Source organism: Pseudoalteromonas sp. SWYJ118 (genome assembly GCF_015864505.1).
Taxonomy (GTDB): Bacteria; Pseudomonadota; Gammaproteobacteria; order Enterobacterales; family Alteromonadaceae; genus Pseudoalteromonas; species Pseudoalteromonas arctica.
In genome coordinates this window covers 14333-35026 of the sequence record NZ_JADYXC010000019.1, presented here as the reverse complement: position 1 = coordinate 35026, position 20694 = coordinate 14333, and the positions used below count along the sequence as shown (strand labels likewise).

Genomic DNA, 20694 nt, shown 5'->3' with positions numbered 1-20694 from the left:
TAGGTAGTCAAATTAACTTTGTTACTTCAGGAGCAGCATAAATTCCAAACATGCTTTACACTTTAGTTTGTCCATAGAGTCATTTTCTTTTTGTTGCCTACACCATTATAGATAAAGAGCGTGAGCAGCACGGGAAGCTTTGTTCTATTTTTACTTATTTATACTAGGTGTAGTTAGTAGAATAGCGCAGTAGTAGTGACTTAGTAATAGTGATTGGGCCCTACTGAGTTATAAGCCTCATACGCGACTCCATTGCTCCTAGATAGAACGAGCTTTAACCCTGAAAGTCCCTAGATTATTACATCAGGTTATGTAATAAAATACATTTATTAAAAGCCAAAAAAGCCACTCAAATTATGAGTGACTTTGATTTGACATACACACTTGTTTAAATCTTACGATTTAATTTTTTACCACCATACAGCGTATAACGTTGTTAGGATTATTACGACACCTAGAGCGGCTATGTTAAAGTTAGTCTCAGTTGCAAAGCTTATCTCTTTTAAATTTACGCTTCCGTTAGTGCCTTTATCTTTTATTAACAAAGAGACAATTACACAGATAACTAGGCATAATAAAAAGACAATTCCAACGCGATCCATAAAAGGGAGTTCAGGGTATGCGAATTTTAAAATCAGGGAAAATAATGCGGAGCCAACACCTGCAGCTAACGCGCCAGCTGAGCTCGCTTTTGACCAAAACATTCCCATTAAAAATATTACAACAATACCCGGAGTGAAAAACCCTGTAAATTCTTGTATATATTGAAAGGCTTGATCAAATTTACCTAATAGCGGCTCTGCCACTATTAAAGCAATAATTAATGAAACCAAAGCGGTTAATCGACCTACTTTCACATAGTGTTTTTGAGTTTTTCCCGGCTGAAGTTTTGAATAAATATCCATCGTGAAGATAGTCGATATACTATTTGTCATCGATGCTAAAGATGAAACGACAGCGGCGACTAGAGCAGCAAAAACAAGTCCTTTAATACCCGATGGCATTAATTCCATCATTGATGGGTAGGCTTGATCTGGTGAACTTAACTGTGGGTGTAACACAACTGCGGCAATCCCTGGTAGTACAACTATTATTGGCATTAGTAGTTTTAGATATGCGGCAAATGCAATGCCTTTTTGGGCTTCCTTAATACTTTTTGCTGCTAAAGCTCTTTGAATAATATATTGATTAAACCCCCAGTAACTAAGGTTCATTATCCACATGCCACCAACTAAAACAGAGATACCAGGTAAACTCATATAATTACTGTTATCTGGGCTTAAAATCATATCAAAGTGATTAGGTAGCTGCTCAGTTAAAATACCGAACCCTGCAAGCACACCTTGCCCGCTAGATACTTCATCTAATGCCAAATAAACTAAGAATAGGCCACCGAATACCAAAAGGACTACCTGTAATATATCGGTGTAAGCAACTGCTTTTAGGCCTCCATATAAAGAGTATGCTACTGAGAATAGCGCTAAAAAAATCATGCCGTACATCCAATCAACACCTGCAACTGTTTCTATTGCAAGCCCGCCTAACCATAACACAGCCGTTAAATTAACAAACACATACACGGCAAGCCAAAAAAGAGCTAAAACAGTTTTAACTTTACTGTCGAAGCGCTGTTCAAGATATTGGGGCATAGTAAAAATTTTATTTTCTAAAAAAATAGGCAGCATATACTTGCCTACAATTAATAGTGTTATTGCAGCCATCCATTCATACGATGCGATAGCCATACCTATTGCAAAACCAGAGCCTGACATTCCAATAATCTGTTCTGCAGATATATTTGATGCAATTAATGATGCACCAATTGCCCACCAAGGAAGGGACTTAGAGGCTAAAAAATAATCTTCAGTGTTTTTTTGTTTCTGCTTGCTTTCTCTTGATATCCATAACGCGAGTATTAGTAGTCCTAATACATAAGCTACAAACACACTAGAATCGAGTATGTCTAATTTCATTAACTTTCCTCATAATTTGTATTTTAAAATATAAAAACGATTAGGATAGCGTTATCCTTTTTGTTTTGGAGTTTGCCTTTTATATTTTTAAGTAAATACAATGTTTTAGTAATTAGATTATTTATATCGCTGATTTTTATAAGTATAGTAACAAGATTAAAAGAGATATCCGTAAGCGAAGTAGGGGTGGATTTCAGCTAGTAAACTGTTTTATATCATGAAATAACTAATTAAATTAGTTTGAATAAGCGTAAGTTGACTACTTTTAAATAGCCGAGATTAACTACCTATAGTCAACCTCGGCATGTTTAAAATTTATTACTTACGAGCTTTAATTTTATCTATCTTAGCTTGTAGTGAAAATACTAATTTTGGGTATTTATCTGCCACATTGTGTTGCTCATTTCTGTCTTTTGATAAATCAAATAACTGTGACTTAGTTTTTAAACCATTTTCAATTGCGGTTTTATTTGCAAGCCAGTCGGGAGTAGTCCCATTAAATGGCGCTATGTATTTCCAATTTCCACTGCGAATTGCCAAAGTAAATGACTCTTCAAGCATTTCTGTACGTCCGCTCTCTTTAGCATCTAAAAAAGCTGGCAACATATTTTCACTATCAATCGCTTCGCTTTCATCTAGCTTAACACCGGCTAATTCAGCGAGTGATTTATAAATATCTATATGGCTAACTAATGCATTACTATCCCCGTTGTTTTTAATTCCTTTAGGGTAAGTAATAATCATAGGTACACGTGTTCCGGCTTCATATGCACTATATTTTCCACCTCTATAACCTGCCGCTGGGTCATGATCTCCTCGTAGCTCTTCGGCTTGGTCTGCATAGCCATCATCCATTACAGGGCCGTTATCACTAGAAAATATAATAAGCGTGTTATCATATAAATCTTGTTTTTTTAACTCATCAATAATCTGTCCTGACATCCAATCCATTTGCAATATTGCATCACCCCTTGGCCCCATTCCTGATTTATTGGCAAACATCTTATTTGGAACTCTAGGTACGTGAATATCACTGAATGGAAAAAACAGCATAAACGATTCACCTTTATTATCATTAATAAAATCAATAGCTTTTTTAGTGAAAATGTGAGGAAACTCTTCATCTTTCCACTCAGCAGACTTTCCGCCAGCCATCCAACCAATGCGACTAACACCATCAACAATGGTATTGCTATGTTGAAGATCTGCTGACATTTTAAGTAGCTCAGGATGCTCTGTACCGACAGGGCGGTTCCCTATACGCTTTTCATAGGAAATCGTTATTGGGTCATTCGGGTCTAGATTAACTACGTGATGATTTTCTAAAAATACAGTGGGTACTCGATCTGCAGTCGCAGGGATTAAAAAGCTATAATCAAATCCTAGCTCTATCGGCCCTGGCTTTACAGCTTTATTCCAGTCGACAAAACCATCGCCTAGTCCCAAGTGCCATTTACCAACGACACCCGTTTTATAGCCTGCTTTTTGCAACATTTTAGGCAGAGTAGGCTTGTTATGATCAATGATAAGCGGTGCGTCGCCCGGTAAAATTGCAGCATTATTACGAAAAGCATACTGGCCAGTTAACATTGAATAACGCGACGGTGTACAGGTTGCGGCAGAACTGTGTGCATCGGTAAAGCGAATCCCCTCAGCTGCTAATGCATCAATATTAGGGGTTTGAGCTTGCTTCATTCCGTAACTACTTAAATCCCCATAACCAAGGTCGTCTACATAAAATATTACAATATTCGGCTTATCATTAAGTGAGCTCACTTTATTTTTGTTTTCTTTTAGCTCTATACTATTATCTGTCAGTTCTGCGTGAGCACTTGTTGCCAAGGATAAAGTCAATACAGTAAAAAAGTATAAGTAATTAATTTTAAAGTTCATAAATACCTTCAATTTGATATAAATGGGCAGAAACTCCTACCCATTTAGAAAAGTGATATATTTCTATATATTTGTAATTAGAATGAAGCTCTAATACCTATTCTATATTGGCGACCAGTTCGATATTCTGAAATCGTCCGACTAGTATCAACTGAGTTATTAAGGGCATTACCTTCGTCATACACTTCGCCATCAATTATATAATTCCTACTTGTTAGAAAAGTTCTGTTTGTTTCGTCTGTGAGGTTAAGCGCCTGGAAGCTAAGGGTAAAATGATCATTAATTTTATAAGTTGAGCTAAAATCCAACTTACTTGTTGAATCTAACCACGCAACACCTTGGCCAAATGCAAAGTTATCGTTTACAAGTTGTACAGAACTATAACGATGTGCAAGGCGCAGCATTAAATCGTCTTTCTCCCAAAAAACAGTTGTATTAGCTGAATGTTTTGGCGTGTAAGCTTGAGGTAAAGGTGTTATTGAAACACCCGAAACGGCACTAACTTCAATGTCTTTCTCTGACTCTGCGTATGTATAATTTACGCTTAAGCCTAGGCCTGATAATGCACCAGGTAGAAAATCATAGTTTTGTGTATAGTTTACTTCAATGCCTTGAGTTGTCGCCCCTTTACCATTTCTCACGGTTGCTAATTTTACAGTGTGACAATTAGCTGTTAATGAGTCTTGCAATTCAATGTGAGCAACTCTATCAGGCATACAAGTATTACCGCTTTCATCTAAAGGTGTGCCTGGTGTTTCTTCATATTGATTAAGTTGAGCATTTTGCGTATCAGGAATAGGATTACCGTCGGCATCCTCTTTTAATGTTGGCTCTACGAGTACATCATAGATTGAGTCGACTGACGACAAGTCGTAGTCTGTTCGGATATCCTTCCAAATATAGGTTTCGGTTATATTCTCTTCAAAATTTGTCATGTCCTTGTGAAAAAATGCAACAGAAACTAAACCAGAGTTGTTAAAGTACCATTCAAAAGAAAGATCTAAGTTAGTAGATTCTAGAGGTTTTAGAGCTACATTATTCGCTTTGCCTATTCCCCAAGCACTAACGTATTTTTCATCAATGTTAGCCCCTGGCGTAGTCGAGTCGAAAGTAGGACGAGACATTGTTTTTGAAACTGAGAAACGACCGATGAAGTCGTCACTAAATTTATAATTTAGATTTAAACTAGGAAGAAAAATATCGTTGCTAGCCGAGCCTTTTGCGCGTTTAGAGCGAAGACCTGCTTTGAAACCTAGAGGTTGGCCTGTTACAGGGTCAATAAACTCATCGATAGTCGAGCGGTCAAGCCATGCTGCTAAATCAGGATTTTCCGTTGAGCGTCCATCTAATGATGATACGCCATTATTAAGTACGTGTTGAACGCTACCATCGTCGTTGTAGACTACTTGTAAAATATAGTTAGGGTTGCTTGAATTTAAAGCCGATGGTGCTAGATAAGTATCACCATCACGATTAACAAAATCAGGGAAAGTAGATGGATCATTCATGTCATAGTTATACATAAGCTGCCATGCTGCACAAGAGCCTGAAGCTGGAAGGTTTGATGGTGTTTGAGTTACATCATCATTAGGGTACTGAGGTTCAAAATCACATACAGGCAAATTACCATTAGCTAGCCCACGGTTATAGATTAAATCGTAGAAGTCGTAAAGAATCGGCGTTTTTTGGAACTGAACTTTATTAAACGCCTCTGCGTTGGTTTCTGTCTTTACGTAGCGAAGACCAAGGTTACCGGTTAGACGTCCATCAAAGTATTCAAAATTAATTTTGCCATAAAGTGCATTTACTTCTTGCTCAATAATTCTTGATGCAGATTCATCAGGTTGTGGCTTTACATCTAAACCCGACTCACTATCGGTTGCTAAAGCAAGCGCTTTGAATGGGTCTACTATTCCCCATCCATCTAAAAAGTGGACTTGATTAGGATCTGCAATACCATCCATAAAGTTATTTACAGGAAAATCATTGGATACTAATAGATCGGCCATCGTTATATCTGTTAGGCCTCCGATACTTAGCTCGTCTCCATTAGCGTCAACTACTACCGAGTTGTTTAGAATTTTAGTTGTAAGGGAGTAAACATCTTTAACTCTCTTTGAATACTTTCCTCCAAACTCAACCTTAGTAACGCCCAAATAATCTACATTCCAGTCAAAATCTAAGAATAGAGACTTATTGGTATCTGAATTATGATCCTCATCATTAGATACATTCCCTACTCGAAAGTTTTGAATGTCGAGTGGATTTGTTCTTCCTGGTGCTAAACCAAAAGATGGGTCGGTGATGCCATCAGGAAATTGGATAAAGCCTTTATTAGCGATAATTTGACAGCTACCACTTGAGCAATCGTAACCTTGCGGCTGTAAAGTTACTTCATTTGGATCATTTGATGTTATTGGTAATTTATTTGTCTTAGATTTACCTGCTAACATAACTCTAGCGTTAGGGAGCGAGTCTTGGCTTGTTTTAGAATAACCAGCTATTAGTTTACCAGAAAAGTTATCTGTAAAATGATGGTCTATGCTAAGTGTTCCGATATTGTTCTTAATTTCAGAGCCACCTTTAAGGCGAAATACTCGACCGCGATTTGAACGATCAAGGCGCTTAACCAATGTATGATTCTCATTGTTTATGGTCCACCAATCCTCTTGAGGATCACTATTTTTATTTTTTAAGTTTGATAAAATTTGCAGATCATATTGATGATTATCTAATATAACCTCCTGATTAGAATGGGTAAGATCTAATTGGATGTCGGTATCAGCAGTTGGTTGATACTGTAACCCTAAGGTTATAGATTGCCTATCTTGTTTATCTAAATTTAAACCGTAACTTTGTGAACTTTGAGATAAAAACTCACTTTCTTCTGTAATAATTTGTCCTGTCGAAAAATCTCTAGCTTTACCTGCTTTAGCACTATGAATCTCATCATCCCAACTAGCACTATACTCATCTCTTCGAGTACTTTGAGTTTCATCAGCGAAAGTGAAAATAACACCTAGTGAGTCATCAAGGTATTTATCTGAAAAAGAAGCGGAGACTTTTCGGTTTGCATCTTCAGAGTAATCGTTATAACGACCTTGAAGTTCTATACTGCGTATCGGCTTTTTTAAAGATAATGGTTTAATGGTTTTCAATACAACGTTTGCACCCAGAGAGCCTTCATCTTGGTCTGCTGATGCTGTCTTTTGCACTTCAATAGACGATAGAATATCAGAGGAAAATGAACTTAAATCAACACCTTGCTCTGCTGATGCATTAGAACCTGATCCTGAAAGCCCGCTTGTTAGGGTAACTCCGTTCATTGAAATATTATTTAAATTAGAATTAGCACCACGGACCGATATTTTAGTACCTTCACCATTAGACTCCTGAACTGTAACCCCTGTAACACGAGAGAGAGCATCTGCAATATTTTGGTCTGTTGACTTACCAACATCCTCAGCATGGATTGAATCTGTAACACCTTCAGAGAATCTTTTATTATTCATTGCTCGCTGCAAGCTGCCTCTAAATCCAGTTACAGTGATAACCTCAACGTCAGATTCTTTTTTATCGACTTTCTTTTTTTCATCGGTGTTTTCTTCAGCTACAGAGATACCTGAAACAAAGGTGCAGATTAGTGCCGCTGATATGGCATTTAATTTAAAGTGACTTTTCATCTTAGTTACCCATTAACCATTATTGTATTGTGTGTGATCGCCTTACCTTATCGATTGAACATCAACCAAATCGAAAGGGGATTGCGTTGTCCTTACTTGGGTCCTAATCGTAACGTACAAGCTTAAGCTTTTCCAATAGTATTTAACAATTGTGGTCAATAAATAACAACTAATACACAATAACAGTTGTTTAATGGTGGTTTTAGAGGTGTTTATAAGTGTTTTTGTTAATGGCTTGTTTTGGGTGGCTTGGGGATAGCGTTACCATTTTTGTTGATTTGTTTTATTAATGTATTAATATGAAGCCTAAAAATTAATCTCCTTGATTTTTAGCTAGGATTTTAATATTTCTATTTAAAAGCTGTTACTGGTTATTTCACACATATAATTTGAGGTTATTCGAATGTTACCAAATAAACTTTTAGTATTGGGGTTATTTAGTATTGGGATTTTCAACACTTTTTATTCGGATGCCTATGCAAAAGAGGCGCAAAATAGTGCGGGAAAACCAAATATTGTTTTGTTTTATGTTGATGACCTTGGGTGGGGAGATTTAAGTAGTTATGGTGCTACTGAGGTCAACACTCCAAACATCGATGCGTTAGCGAAAAATGGTATTAGATTCACTGATGCGCATAGCTCTGCAGCAACATGCTCTCCATCAAGATATTCATTACTGACCGGTGAGCATGCTTTTAGAAAAAACATTCGCATACTTAAAGGTGATGCCCCGCTAGTTATTTCTGAAGTACAAAAAACATTACCAAAAATGCTGCAAACAGCAGGGTATCGAACAGGTATTGTTGGTAAATGGCATTTAGGCCTCGGTGATGGCAATACGCCAGTAAATTGGAATGAAAAAGTTAAGCCTGGCCCACTAGAAGTTGGATTTGACTATAGTTTTCTGATTCCAGCGACAGGAGATAGGGTCCCTTCTGTTTTTCTTGAAAATCATGATGTTGTGAATTTAGAAAAATCAGATCCATTGTTTGTGAATTATCAAAAAAAAATAGGTACGCGACCTACAGGCTATGAAAACCCAGAGCTATTAAAGCAAGGAGCCGATGAGCAGCACAACAAAAGTATTATTAATGGTGTAAGTCGTATTGGCTGGATGCAAGGGGGAAAGTCTGCACAGTGGCGCGATGAAGAATTTAATACAGTCTTATCAGATAAAGCAAAGCAATTCATTTCAAAATCAAGTCAACAGCCATTTTTTTTACTTTTCTCGTTTCATGATATTCATGTGCCTCGCTTACCCAATAAAATGTTTAGAGGTAAAACGAATATGGGTGTGAGGGGGGACTCAATCGTACAAATGGATTGGACCACAGGCCAAGTGGTGGAAAAACTCAGGGAGTTAAATTTACTAGATAATACTTTGATTATTTTTACTAGCGATAATGGTGCTGTTTTAACAGATGGTTATGATGACGAGGCATTAAAGCGCATTGGAACCCATAAGCAAAATGGCCCATACCGTGGTGGTAAGTACAGTATTTACGAAGCTGGAACGCGTATTCCATTTATTGTTCACCATCCTAACAGAGTTAAACCGGGGGTGAGTAATTCTCTATTTAGCCAAATTGATTTATACGCATCAATAGCTGAATTATTAGGAGTACCTCTTGAGGAAACAGAGGCGATTGATAGCCAAAATCAATTATTACCACTTTTTGATGCAAGTAAATTGGCTCGTACAACCTTAGTGCAAGAAACCCCACATGCAAAAGGTTTAAGAGAGAACAGTTGGAAGTACATTAGGCCTGCAAAAAAAATTGCAAGCTGGGTTAAAACAAAAAAAAATATAGACCCAGGTACCTCAAAAGCGCCTCAATTATTTGATCTTGATACCGACCCATCTGAACTACACAATCTTGCGGCTAAACACCCAGATAAAGTTAAGTTACTGGAACAAAAGCTTCAAGATATTGAACTTCAATCTATCCGTTTAAAGAGTCTAAAATGAAATCTTATAAATATGCAGTTACGGCATTAGTATTGATTTGCGCTACTATTATTAACAAAGCAGACGCACAGCATGTTGGTGATAGTAATAAACCAAATATAATTTGGTTGGTACTGGAGGATATTTCTTTAGATCTATCTGTATATGGTACTCCAGAAGTTAAAACACCTAACCTAGATAGGCTTGCAAACGAGGGGATTCGTTATAATCACGCATACGCCACTGCGGCAGTTTGTTCTACCGCACGTTCTGCTTTTTTTACTGGTATGCATGCAACAAGCATAGGTGCGCAAAACCATAGAAGTCATTTAGATGATGGTTATTATTTACCAGAAAATATTAAAATGACTTCACAATTTATGCGTGAAGTTGGTTATGTAAACTTATTAATGGGCCCTAAACAAAAAACGGATTTTAACTTTTCTACCACTATAAATGCTTTTGATGCGCAAGATGGCGAAGTTAAATACTCTGGAGGCGCTTATACGCATGCCCCTACCGATCTTAAGCTTTTAGAGCGCCCCGCATGGCAGACTTATATAAAAGAGTATTCCGGGCAGCCATTTTTTGCACAAATTAATTATAGCGAAACCCACCGTACTTTTATTGCAGATAAAAACAATCCTATCGATCCCTCAAAAGTTAAAATTCCGAGTTATTACCCTGATCATGATATTACGCGCCGAGATTGGGCACTTTACTTAGAAACAATACAAACTGTAGATCAAAAGGTCGGTAATTTATTTTCTGAGCTTGAAAAAGCCGGTGTAATAGACAATACAATTGTCTTTATTTTTGGAGATCATGGGCGTGCAATGCTGCGTGATAAACAGTGGTTATACGATGGTGGGTTAAGAGTGCCTCTTATTGTTTGGGGTAAAGGTATTGAGTCTAATCAAGTTAATAATGAGCTAGTTAGCTTAATTGATGTTATGCCTACAACGCTTGATTTGGTGGGCTTAAAGGTTCCTGACTACGTAGAAGGGCATATGTTTTTAGGAAAAAACAAACAAAAAAGAGATTATATTTATGCTCATAAAGATAGAACCGACGAGACAGATGACAGAGTACGGGCTGTGCGAGATCTTCGTTTTAAGTATATTAAAAACTTTTATCCCGAAAAACCATATAACGACTTCAATGCCTACAAGCATCTACAATATCCTGTATTGGCGCTTATGGAATCAATGCATGCTAAAAAGCTATTAACTCACGAACAAGCATTATTTTTTGCACCCAATAGACCTCCAGAGGAGCTCTACGATACAATTAATGACGCTGATGAAGTGCATAATTTAGCACTAAATAAAGATTATGCTGAGCAACTACTTGTAATGCGCAGTGAGCTTGAACGCTGGCAGAAAGAAACTAATGATCAAGGGATGATTGATGAAACGCCAGAAGTGAAAGCATATTGGGATAATTTTTTTAAAAAGCATTACCTTACCCAAATGAAAATAAGAGGCTTATCGGAAGATATTACTCCTGATGACTATTTAATTTATTGGGATGAATTTTTAACTGCTCATGGCAAGTAGATAAACTACTTTTATAAATTTAATCACATAAATGAATGAGTTTATAAGCATCTTTTTAAGTGGCTCCTAAAGCGAGCCACAGCCTAACCTTAGTTCTTTTAATGGGCTACTTATTGGCAGCGTGCTACTTTCAGCTGTTTAGCACTGCATAATATATGTGTAGTTTAGAGCCCATCATCGTTTTTTAAAGTAGAGCCCATAATGATAAATATAAAAAACAGCCTTTTTGTTGTTCTTTTTTTATGCAGCTGTTTTTCAGCGGTTGCAAATGATGAGTGCCAGTCTTGCCATCAACAACAAACCTACGATTGGAAGCAGTCAGACCATGCAAGTTCAATGGCTTTAGCCAATAAAGATACCGTGCTTGGTGATTTTAGTAATATAACCGCGACCCACTTTTCTCAAAAAGCCGTGTTTTATAAAGAAAAAGAGGCCTTTTTAATTGATTTGACCGAGCAAGGTACAAAAAAAACGTACACCGTAAGTTATGTATTTGGCTTTGACCCACTGCAACAGTATTTAATTGAAGTTGAAAAAGGCAAATACCAAGTATTTCCCTTTGCATGGGATAGTCGCGCTAAATCACTAGGCGGAAAGCGTTGGTATGCCAACTACGCTAACGAAGATGTAAAACCCAGCGACCGTCTCCATTGGCTGCAACCTCTGCAAAACTGGAACGGCATGTGCGCCGATTGCCATTCAGATAATTTAAAGCGTAATTACACTACTGAAAAAGAAAGCTTTGATACGCACTTCTCGAATATAAATGTGGGCTGTAAATCGTGCCACAGCGATATAACGGATGAACATAAAACTAAAAAAATAATAAAGACAGCTCAAACAAGCCCTACCAATATGTCGCAGTGGAAAATAATTGGCGATAATAAAATTGCTACTTGGCAAGGTGAGCCGCGCGATAACAGCTTTATGCAAGGCTGTTATGCGTGTCATTCGCTTCGAAGCCCATTAACCGATGGCTTTGATAACAGCCAAGCGTTTTTAGACCAATTTAGTCCTTCATTTTTAGAACCAAATTTGTATCACGCCGATGGCCAAATTAAAGAAGAAGTGTATGTGTTTGGCTCTTTTGCACAAAGTAAAATGTACAAAGCCGGAGTTAACTGTGTTGACTGCCACGATAAACACACCATGAAAGTTAAAACAAAAACAAATGGGCTGTGCTTACAGTGCCACAGTGCCAGCGAATATAACAAACCCGAGCATCATCGCCATAAAGAACAATCAACCGGCGCACAATGTGTTAGCTGCCACATGCCAACCAACAGATACATGGGCGTTGATGACAGGCGCGACCACAGCTTTAAAATTCCGCGCCCTGACATATCAATAAAATACGATACACCCAATGCGTGTGTGCAATGCCACGACGGTCAAACAAACGAATGGGCAGCAAGCACGCTTGAAAAATGGCATGGTAAAGCACCGGCATTAAGTGCAAGCGAGCACAGTATGCTTGAACTGCGCTCATTAAAAGCGATATCGCAAAATGCACATATGAGCTTAATTAATGACTTTTCGTTAAATGAAATAGACCGCGCCAGTGCAATTGCCTATTTAGGTAATTCGGGCGCTGAGCTAAACGATGCCACAGTAAAAAGTTGGGTTAACTCGTCGCTTCCGCTTATTCGCTTAGCGATTGCTAAAATGGGCTTTTTACTCCCCGAAGCAGAGCGCTTAAAAAGCTATAAGCAACTATTAACCGACAAATTAAAGTCGGTGCGTGTTGCTGCTGCGCAAAACCTAAGCCAAACAACAGCGCAGTTAAATGGGCTTAATCAATCAATCATAGAGCTTGCACACGCCAATACTGTCAATACATGGCGCGGTGAAGGTAACATCAATCAAAGTATGCTCGCGCTTAATAAACAAGACATAAACGGTGCTATAACGTCGTTACAAAAAGGCATTAGCGTTGACCCTTACTTTGATGCAAGTTATGTAAATTTAGCCGATATTTATTATCGCCTTGGTCAAACAGCAAAAATGCAAAGCACGTTAAATAGTGGTTTAAAAGCAGTACCTACCTCTGCGCCGCTACATTATGCAAACGGTATGGCGCTTATTAGAAGCGGTAACAAACCCGCTGCAGTTAATTCATTTAAACACGCAATGACACTTGAGAGTAATAACGTGCAATACGCTTATTTGTACTTTTTAGCGCTAGATAGCATTGGCTCAACAGCGCAGGCCGTGAGTGAATTAAAACTCAAAATGGGCGCTTATAATAATGCGCAGCAGCTTAAAAACTTAGGAATGGGCTTTGCTCAAAAAATAAAAGATAGAAATACTTATAACTACTTCAGTCTATTGAAATAAGACTTGAACCTTAAGTTATAAACGCTACACACGGATTTAATACGCCTATAGAGTTAATCGACCAGTACAAAGGTCGGTTAACTCTATAGAGATTTATAATAGTGGTTTGATATAATTAAAATTAAAAGCCACATTACATTTATAAATTTAAGGCGTCGGGCTATGTTTTTCCGCTAATTGGTGCTTTATTTTTTCAAATGCTTCTTCATCAAGACTGTATTTACTAATAAAAAAATAACCTACAACAGCCGAAATAATTGTACCCGCAACCAAAATAACTCTCATCAATAAAAGAGAGGTAGGTGATTGATTGATTCCAAGTAAGGCGTCAAAACCGATTAAATTTAATGTTAACCCTGAGCCTATCATGGCAATGGTACTTGCAATTGCAATAATCCAGTATTGCAAAGAGGCAAACAAACCTTCTCTACGAACTTTGTTTGCAACTTCATCAGCATCTATTTGATCTGCAATCATTGAAGATACAATGACACCAATGCTGGCCCAAATTGAGCAACATAAAATAGCATCTAAAACCAACCACCAATCATTACCAGGTTGGTATATAAACCACTTAGCAAAGCCGCCGATAATAGTTACTCTATAAGACCACTTTAAGGTATTTACTTTACCTATACGTGTAGAAAGGGATGTCAGCACGTAAATTGCAGCAATACCTGCAATTGCGTATGAGCTCGAAAGTATGCCTTTAGATGTAGCGCCAGCCAGAATATTGCCGTCATTCATGTAGTAGACTAATACGTAGTAATCCATGCTTGCTGCAAAGCTTCCAACTGTAAGTTGTACAGCAATTAAAATGAGCAAAATCTTCATGTTTTTATTTTTTATAATTGCGTTTAAGCTTGAAAGTAAAGGGAGATTTTTATTAACTTCAGTCTTTTTGTAATCACGCTCTTTTAGAAATAGAGCCGGTAGCATACCAAAGCAACCCAAACATACTATAGCAACACCCCAACCCACATATTGCATGCCCAACACAACCCCACCAAAAATACTTAGCTTTGCTAAAGGGAATATCCAATGATAGGTAATACCCCCTAATTTTAAAAAGTAAGTAACAAAGGCCATAACTTTTGTTCGTTCGTGATAGTTGTTAGATGCCTCGTAGGCCAAGCACTTCATTGGTAATGTCCAACACGCATTAAAGGCATAAAATAAAAGCGCCATGAATGAAAAATAATATAGCTGGTATGTTTGCGCCCAATGAATAGGTACCATCCAAATAAACCCAAAAACGATACATGAAAGCCAAGGGAATACGAATAAAAAAGGTCTTCTTCTACCGTAGGGGGTTTGTAATTTATCTGACCAATAACCAACTAGTGGGGAAATGAAACTAGCTACGAAAACAGGAGCTTTTATAGCCAAGGCTAAGAAAAAAGGATCTACACCGAGTGTCATTTGGTAATAAGGAATAGCTAAAATACCGATACCTTGATGAGAGAAAAATATTCCAAGAAAGCCGATACCGAGCAATATTTTTTGTTTAAGCATCACGTCTTTATTATTTAATTGGATCATGGTTTCTCACTAATGCTTAACCACCTTATTTTTATGGTTATAATCAGGCGATATGTAGATTTTTCATTTGAAAAGAGCAAAATTATGGGATAACGTTAGCACAAATTAATTATCTTAACTATTCTTGGAGAACTTAAACTCAATGGTCACTATAAAGGATGTTGCCCGCGTAGCGGATGTATCACCTTCAACGGTTTCTCGTGTAGTGCGAGGAGAAGGGAAGGTAGGTAAAAAATGTCGAGCTAAAGTTCAAAAAGTAATTGATGAAATGGGTTATAGACCCAACACCAATGCAAGAGCATTAGTGAGTAGAAGATCTGAGCTAGTTGGTATTGTTACTCCAGCACTTCACAAGCCTTTTTTTGGCTCTATTGCTTTTGGTGCAGAGACCGCAGCACGCCAAAAGTCATTTCAAGTAATGATGCGTAATTCACATAACGATCCTGAGCACGAAATAGATGCCATAAACTCATTTCGAGAGCACGGTTGCGAAAATATTATTTTGCACAGTAAGTCTGGCTCTGTTGATGATTTAAAAGATCTCGCTGAAAAAATTCCAGGTTTAGTTTTTATTAACCGCTTTATACCTGAATTAGCGTCAAGATGTGTTTGGCTTGATAATGTATCAGGTGGGCGAATGACGGCTGATTATTTATACAGCCAAGGCCATAGAGATATCGCTTTAGTCAGTTTAAATCTCAACAACGATCAAGAAGAACGTATTCGAGGTGTTCGTCAATTTTTTCAATCAAAAGGGATCCCAATCCCTGAAGAAAATATTGTTGAACACAGTCCTGTAAAAGACGTTGTTTCGAATATTGAAGAATATTGTGTGTATGCTGTTAAAGAGTTATACAAAAGAAACGCAAATTTCACAGCGATTGTTGCTTACAATGATGAAATGGCGGTATGCCTCATGAACGCGCTATTTGATATAGGCAAAAGAGTACCTGAAGACGTATCTGTTATGGGGTTTGATGATCTTGATATAGCACATAAATGTCGCCCAGCACTGACGACCATTCGTTACCCTATTATTGAAATGTCTGAGTATGCTACAAAGCTGTCACTACAAATGACTTTAGAAAAAGAAGATATAGTTCAAAGAACGCATTTATTTATGCCTACTTTAGTTGTGCGCAAATCAGTTAAAAAAATAGATTTGTAGGTTATCAGCTCCTATATTTAACTTGTTTTAATTACCTCCTCTTAGGATAACGATCCCCCCTGCTGTTTATCCTGATTAACTCCCAATGTAATTTATTGTAAAGAACGAGGAACATAACTATTTATTTTACGATGAATATCAGTTGTTTATGTTTTTTTATATGATTTTTAAGTTTATATAAAGTTAATGCGATATTGACATACCGTTCAATTAAGTTTAATTTTTAAGGATAACGTTATCCCTAGTTAATAAGTCATACAGGAATAGTATTTTGAACTTCAATTTTGTAAATAAATATAAGCCATTAAAAGTACTAATTATGCTAATAAGCATGATTAGTGCTAATTCTTGGGCAAATAATGAGAGAGAAAGTTTTAATGATGGTTGGTTATTTGCCAAAGGTGAGCACGTTGGTGCAGATAAAAGCAAATTTGAAGATTCAAAATGGCGAACGTTAAACTTGCCTCACGACTGGGCAATTGAAGGACCATTTGATAAAACTTACAGTGCTAGAAATGGTGGTTTACCGGTATTTGGAACAGCGTGGTATCGAAAGCATTTTACTTTAGCAAAATCGACCCTTGGGAAATCAGTTTCTATCACCTTCGATGGTGCAATGTCGAACACTGAAATTTTTGTTAATGGAAATAAGGTTATCAGTCGTCCATTTGGGTATATTGCGTTTGAATTTGATATTACACCTTATCTAAACAACCCAGGCGATGAAAATGTGATTTCAGTAAAGTTATCTCCTGAAAATTTTTCAGCTCGTTGGTACTCAGGAGCAGGTATTTATCGTAATACTTGGCTTGAAATTAACGACAAAGTACATATTAAGCAATGGGAAACATTTGTTTCAACCCCAGCTATTACAAAAAATAAAGCGATTGTTGATTATAAAACCACTGTTATTAATACCGAAAAAGTGTCTCAAGCTGTTGTTATAAAAACAAGTATAAAATCAGCTGAGGGTGTTGTAGTCGATGAGACAGCTCTAGATCTTATATTACCTGCAAATAGTGAACATAAAATCCAACATCAACTTAAAATTAGTCAACCTAGGCTATGGGACACTGAAGATCCATATAGATATACGGTAGTTACTAGCGTTGTAAAAGATGGAAAAACTGTTGATGTAAATTCTGTACCGCTAGGTGTTCGAAAAATTGAATTTAAGGCTGACGATGGCTTTTGGCTCAATGACCGAAGAGTTCAAATTCAGGGTGTTTGTTTACACCACGACAATGGGCCGCTAGGCGCTATTGTTAATAAGCGTGCTATTGAAAGAAAGCTAGAAATAATGAAAGAAATGGGCGCTAACTCTGTTCGAACTTCTCATAACCCTCCATCACCAGAGTTGGTTGAATTGGCTGATAAAATGGGAATTTTATTGCAAGTTGAATCTTTCGATATGTGGGAAATTGAAAAACCTGCTGTAGTAAATGGATACAATAAGAACTTTGAACAGTGGCATGACCGCGATTTACGAGACATGATCAAACAATACCGTAACAACCCTTCAGTAATCATGTGGAGTATTGGTAATGAGGTTATGGAGCAGCGCACAGATGACGGTTGGAAAGTTGCTAAAAATTTACAACGTATTGCACATGACGAAGACCCTACCCGTTTAGTTACCAATGGCTTGAGCATGTACCCTGACTTTATAGATAAAGGCATGGCACAAGAAATGGACATTGTGGGTCTAAATTATAAGGCTTATAAATATCAAGAAATTAAGCAAGCACACCCCGATTGGATAATTGTAGGAACGGAGACATCATCTGTTGTAAGTACGCGTGGTGTGTATCATTTCCCAATTGAAAAATATAATAAGCATGAGTCTAAATATGTCACCAGTTTTGATGTGATCACTCCTCCTTGGGCTTATATCCCAGATATAGAATTCGAAAATTTAAAGAATAATCCAAGTGTTATGGGTGAGTATATATGGACAGGTTTTGACTATATTGGCGAGCCTACGCCTTACGGTGGTCGTGATCATGGAAATAAGTTTTATTGGAATCAAGATTGGCCAGCACGAAGTTCATCATTTGGGGCTGTTGATTTAGTTGGATTTAAAAAAGATAGATTTTACCTTTACCAAAGCCAGTGGACAAAAAAACCAATGGTACACGTATTACCACATTGGAACTGGCCCGAAAAAGTCGGTGAAACAATCCCTGTTTTTGCATATACAAATGCTGAAGAGGTTGAGTTATTTGTAAATGGTCAATCTAAAGGAAGAAAACGAAAAGGTGAAGATAAAGTACGCTTACCTGTCAGCCTACGTTACGACAAGTCGGTTAAATACTTTGATTCTCCGTATCGACTGCGTTGGGACGTAGAGTATCAACCTGGTGAAATTAAGGTTGTAGCATATACAAATAATAAAGTGGTTTCTGTTAAAACGGTTAAAACAGCAGGTAAAGCAGCTCAAATAGCGCTATCTCCTGATAGAAAAATACTGAGCGCAGATGGTTATGATCTTTCTTATATCACCGTAGAGATTACAGACAAAGACGGTAATTTAGTTCCTGATGCTGATAATAAAATTAATTTTAAAGTTGAAGGTGCTGGCGAAATTATTGGGGTCGGAAATGGTGATTCGGCAACAACAGCCCCATTTCAAGCTGATTATCGTCATGCCTTTTACGGCAAAGCCATGTTAATCGTTAAAAGTAATAAAAACATGCTAGGGGAAATAAAAGTGACTGCTAGTGGAGAAAAATTAATTTCAGATTCAGTTGTATTAATTAGCCAGTAAGCAGATAGCCCGTGTTGCAGTGGTCGCGGCGATATTTGCCTAGCTGCGATTGGCTGATTAATCGTGGAAGGGAAAAGCATTACTTTAGAGTAGTTAGCTGAGGAGTGTTTTTCTTGGATGAAAATAACAAACGGTTCTGTATTTCAACTTATTGATACATTTAATTGCTTGTATCATTTTTTATAAAAGGCCTTTTATGTTACTTAGAATTTTTTTACCAATAACAATGCTAATTACAGTTAGCGCACACGCTAATGTAGAGGTGAGTACCTCAAAAAGTATTAAAAATATAGATAAAACTAAATTAGCCGTTAATCAAAAAAAACCGACAAATATTTTGTGGATTTATATGGAGGATCAAAATCCGTGGAATAATGCTTGGGGTGATTACACTGTATCAACACCAAATATTAAACAATTTGCAGATCAAGGCGTTCGTTTTACAAATGCACACCAGCCTGCTCCAGTGTGTTCTGCAACACGTTCAGCATTAATTACAGGGCAATATCAAACGACCTTGGGCCTTCAAAATCATCGTTCTAGTCGTGCCAGTTACAATGCGACTTTTTTACCAGAAGGATATAAAACGGTTCCAGAGCTGTTTGTTGATGCTGGATATCAGACATTTAATATTGGTAAAGATGATTACAATTTTAAGTATGATCGTAGCAAACTTTACAATGCTCACGAAGGAAAAGCGGGCTTTCAAGGTGCACATGACGGCACTAAATTTGATTGGGCCAAAAACCTTAAAAATAAACCGTTTTTTGGTCAGATACAGCTACAAGGCGGAAAGCATCATAACTTTAAGGGTAAAGACGTTCCTCAAGTCGACCCTGATAAAATGACGCTTCCACCTTATTATGCAGATACCCCGGCAACACGCGCTGAATGGGCAAAGCATTATAAAACTCAAGTTTTGTCTGATATCGAATTAGGCCAAATTTTAAAAGAGTTAGATGACAATAATATATTAGAAAACACTGCAATTTTTTGGTTTTCAGATCATGGCATGCTGTTACTTCGTCACAAACAGGAGCTTTATGAGGATGGCGTAAAAGTACCTTTAATTATCAGTTGGCCTGCAGGTAAAGAGCTATTAAAAGGTAAAGGTGCTGTAAGAAATGATTTGATCAGCGGTTTAGATATACCAGCAACCAGCCTTGCTTTAGCCGGGATTGATATTCCTTCTTATTATGACGGTAAGAATGTTTTTTCTGAAGAGTTTTCAGGTCGAGATTACGTTATTTCAGCCAAAGATCGAATGGATTATACATTTGACAGAGCGAGAAGCGTACGAACTGAAAAATACCGTTACATACGCCAATTTCATCCAGAGCTTTCGAGCGCTCAACCGCAATACCGCGATAAAAAACAATACTCTATAGAGGCTCGTGCTTTATATGAAGAAGGTAAGCTAACCCCAGTGCAAGCAGCATACTATTCTGCAACAAAGCCGGTAGAGGAGTTATATGATCTGCAATCAGACCCTGACCAAATTAAAAATTTAGCTGCATTGCCTAAGTATAAAAAAGAGCTCTTACGTCATCGCCAAATTTTACTCGATTGGATTGCCAAAACAGACGACAAGGGTGCATATCCAGAGTCTGAGCGAGCAGTTAAAGAGGTGCTTGATATATGGGGTAAAAATTGTGTAAGTACTCAATGTGAAAGCTATCGATTACACCATCCTGATTCAGTAAATATACCGGGTGATAAAGTGTATTCACCAATCCAATGGCCAGCCTACATGCCAAAGCCTAAAACGCCGTATTACAGCGAAATAGAGCATATATACCGAAAGAAATTTCAGTAGCTTAGGCG

General features: G+C 37.5%; 10 protein-coding genes. 6 read left to right on the top strand and 4 right to left on the bottom strand.

Translation table 11 applies throughout. The features are described 5' to 3' along the window. Nucleotides 1-410: 410 nt before the first annotated feature. The 3 genes from I6F48_RS15905 to I6F48_RS15895 form a co-directional block, all read right to left on the bottom strand. Nucleotides 411-1973: a sodium/sugar symporter gene (locus I6F48_RS15905; RefSeq protein WP_024594187.1), complete on the bottom strand. Its 1563-nt coding sequence runs from the start codon at nucleotides 1971-1973 to the stop codon at nucleotides 411-413. 318 nt (nucleotides 1974-2291) lie between these two features. After that, a complete protein-coding gene (locus tag I6F48_RS15900; protein WP_024594186.1) occupies nucleotides 2292-3866 on the bottom strand; it encodes a sulfatase family protein in 1575 nt (524 codons plus the stop codon). 77 nt (nucleotides 3867-3943) lie between these two features. After that, nucleotides 3944-7549: a TonB-dependent receptor gene (locus tag I6F48_RS15895; RefSeq protein ID WP_197119806.1), complete on the bottom strand. Its 3606-nt coding sequence runs from the start codon at nucleotides 7547-7549 to the stop codon at nucleotides 3944-3946. A gap of 403 nt (nucleotides 7550-7952) precedes the next feature. Between I6F48_RS15895 and I6F48_RS15890 the strand changes: the two genes are divergently transcribed. The 3 genes from I6F48_RS15890 (at nucleotide 7953) to I6F48_RS15880 (ending at nucleotide 13393) form a co-directional block, all read left to right on the top strand. Next, entirely contained in the window at nucleotides 7953-9518 is a 1566-nt protein-coding gene (locus tag I6F48_RS15890) for a sulfatase family protein (protein ID WP_024594184.1), read from the top strand. Continuing rightward, nucleotides 9515-11056, top strand: coding sequence for a sulfatase family protein (locus tag I6F48_RS15885; RefSeq protein WP_197119805.1), 1542 nt, complete (start codon nucleotides 9515-9517; stop codon nucleotides 11054-11056). The genes I6F48_RS15890 and I6F48_RS15885 overlap by 4 nt, the downstream gene beginning before the upstream one ends. Nucleotides 11057-11257: 201 nt before the next feature. Beyond that, complete coding sequence (locus tag I6F48_RS15880; RefSeq protein ID WP_197119804.1) at nucleotides 11258-13393, top strand: multiheme c-type cytochrome; 2136 nt, start codon at nucleotides 11258-11260, stop codon at nucleotides 13391-13393. A gap of 147 nt (nucleotides 13394-13540) precedes the next feature. On the opposite strand, the gene I6F48_RS15875 is transcribed toward I6F48_RS15880, so the two are convergent. Then, nucleotides 13541-14935 carry an MFS transporter gene (locus I6F48_RS15875; RefSeq protein WP_024594235.1) on the bottom strand — a complete coding sequence of 465 codons (1395 nt, stop codon included), beginning with the start codon at nucleotides 14933-14935 and terminating at the stop codon, nucleotides 13541-13543. A 142-nt stretch (nucleotides 14936-15077) separates the two neighbouring features. Between I6F48_RS15875 and I6F48_RS15870 the strand changes: the two genes are divergently transcribed. The 3 genes from I6F48_RS15870 to I6F48_RS15860 all read left to right on the top strand — a co-directional run bounded on the left by I6F48_RS15870 (nucleotide 15078) and on the right by I6F48_RS15860 (nucleotide 20686). Next, nucleotides 15078-16103 (top strand): LacI family DNA-binding transcriptional regulator, encoded by a 1026-nt coding sequence (locus tag I6F48_RS15870; RefSeq protein WP_024594236.1) that lies wholly within the window; start codon nucleotides 15078-15080, stop codon nucleotides 16101-16103. 271 nt (nucleotides 16104-16374) lie between these two features. Then, the gene (locus I6F48_RS15865) at nucleotides 16375-18870 is read left to right on the top strand and encodes a glycoside hydrolase family 2 (protein WP_024594237.1); all 2496 of its coding nucleotides are present in this window, start codon (nucleotides 16375-16377) and stop codon (nucleotides 18868-18870) included. A gap of 196 nt (nucleotides 18871-19066) precedes the next feature. After that, nucleotides 19067-20686, top strand: a complete 1620-nt coding sequence (locus tag I6F48_RS15860) for a sulfatase family protein (RefSeq protein ID WP_024594238.1) — start codon at nucleotides 19067-19069, stop codon at nucleotides 20684-20686. Nucleotides 20687-20694 lie beyond the last annotated feature (8 nt).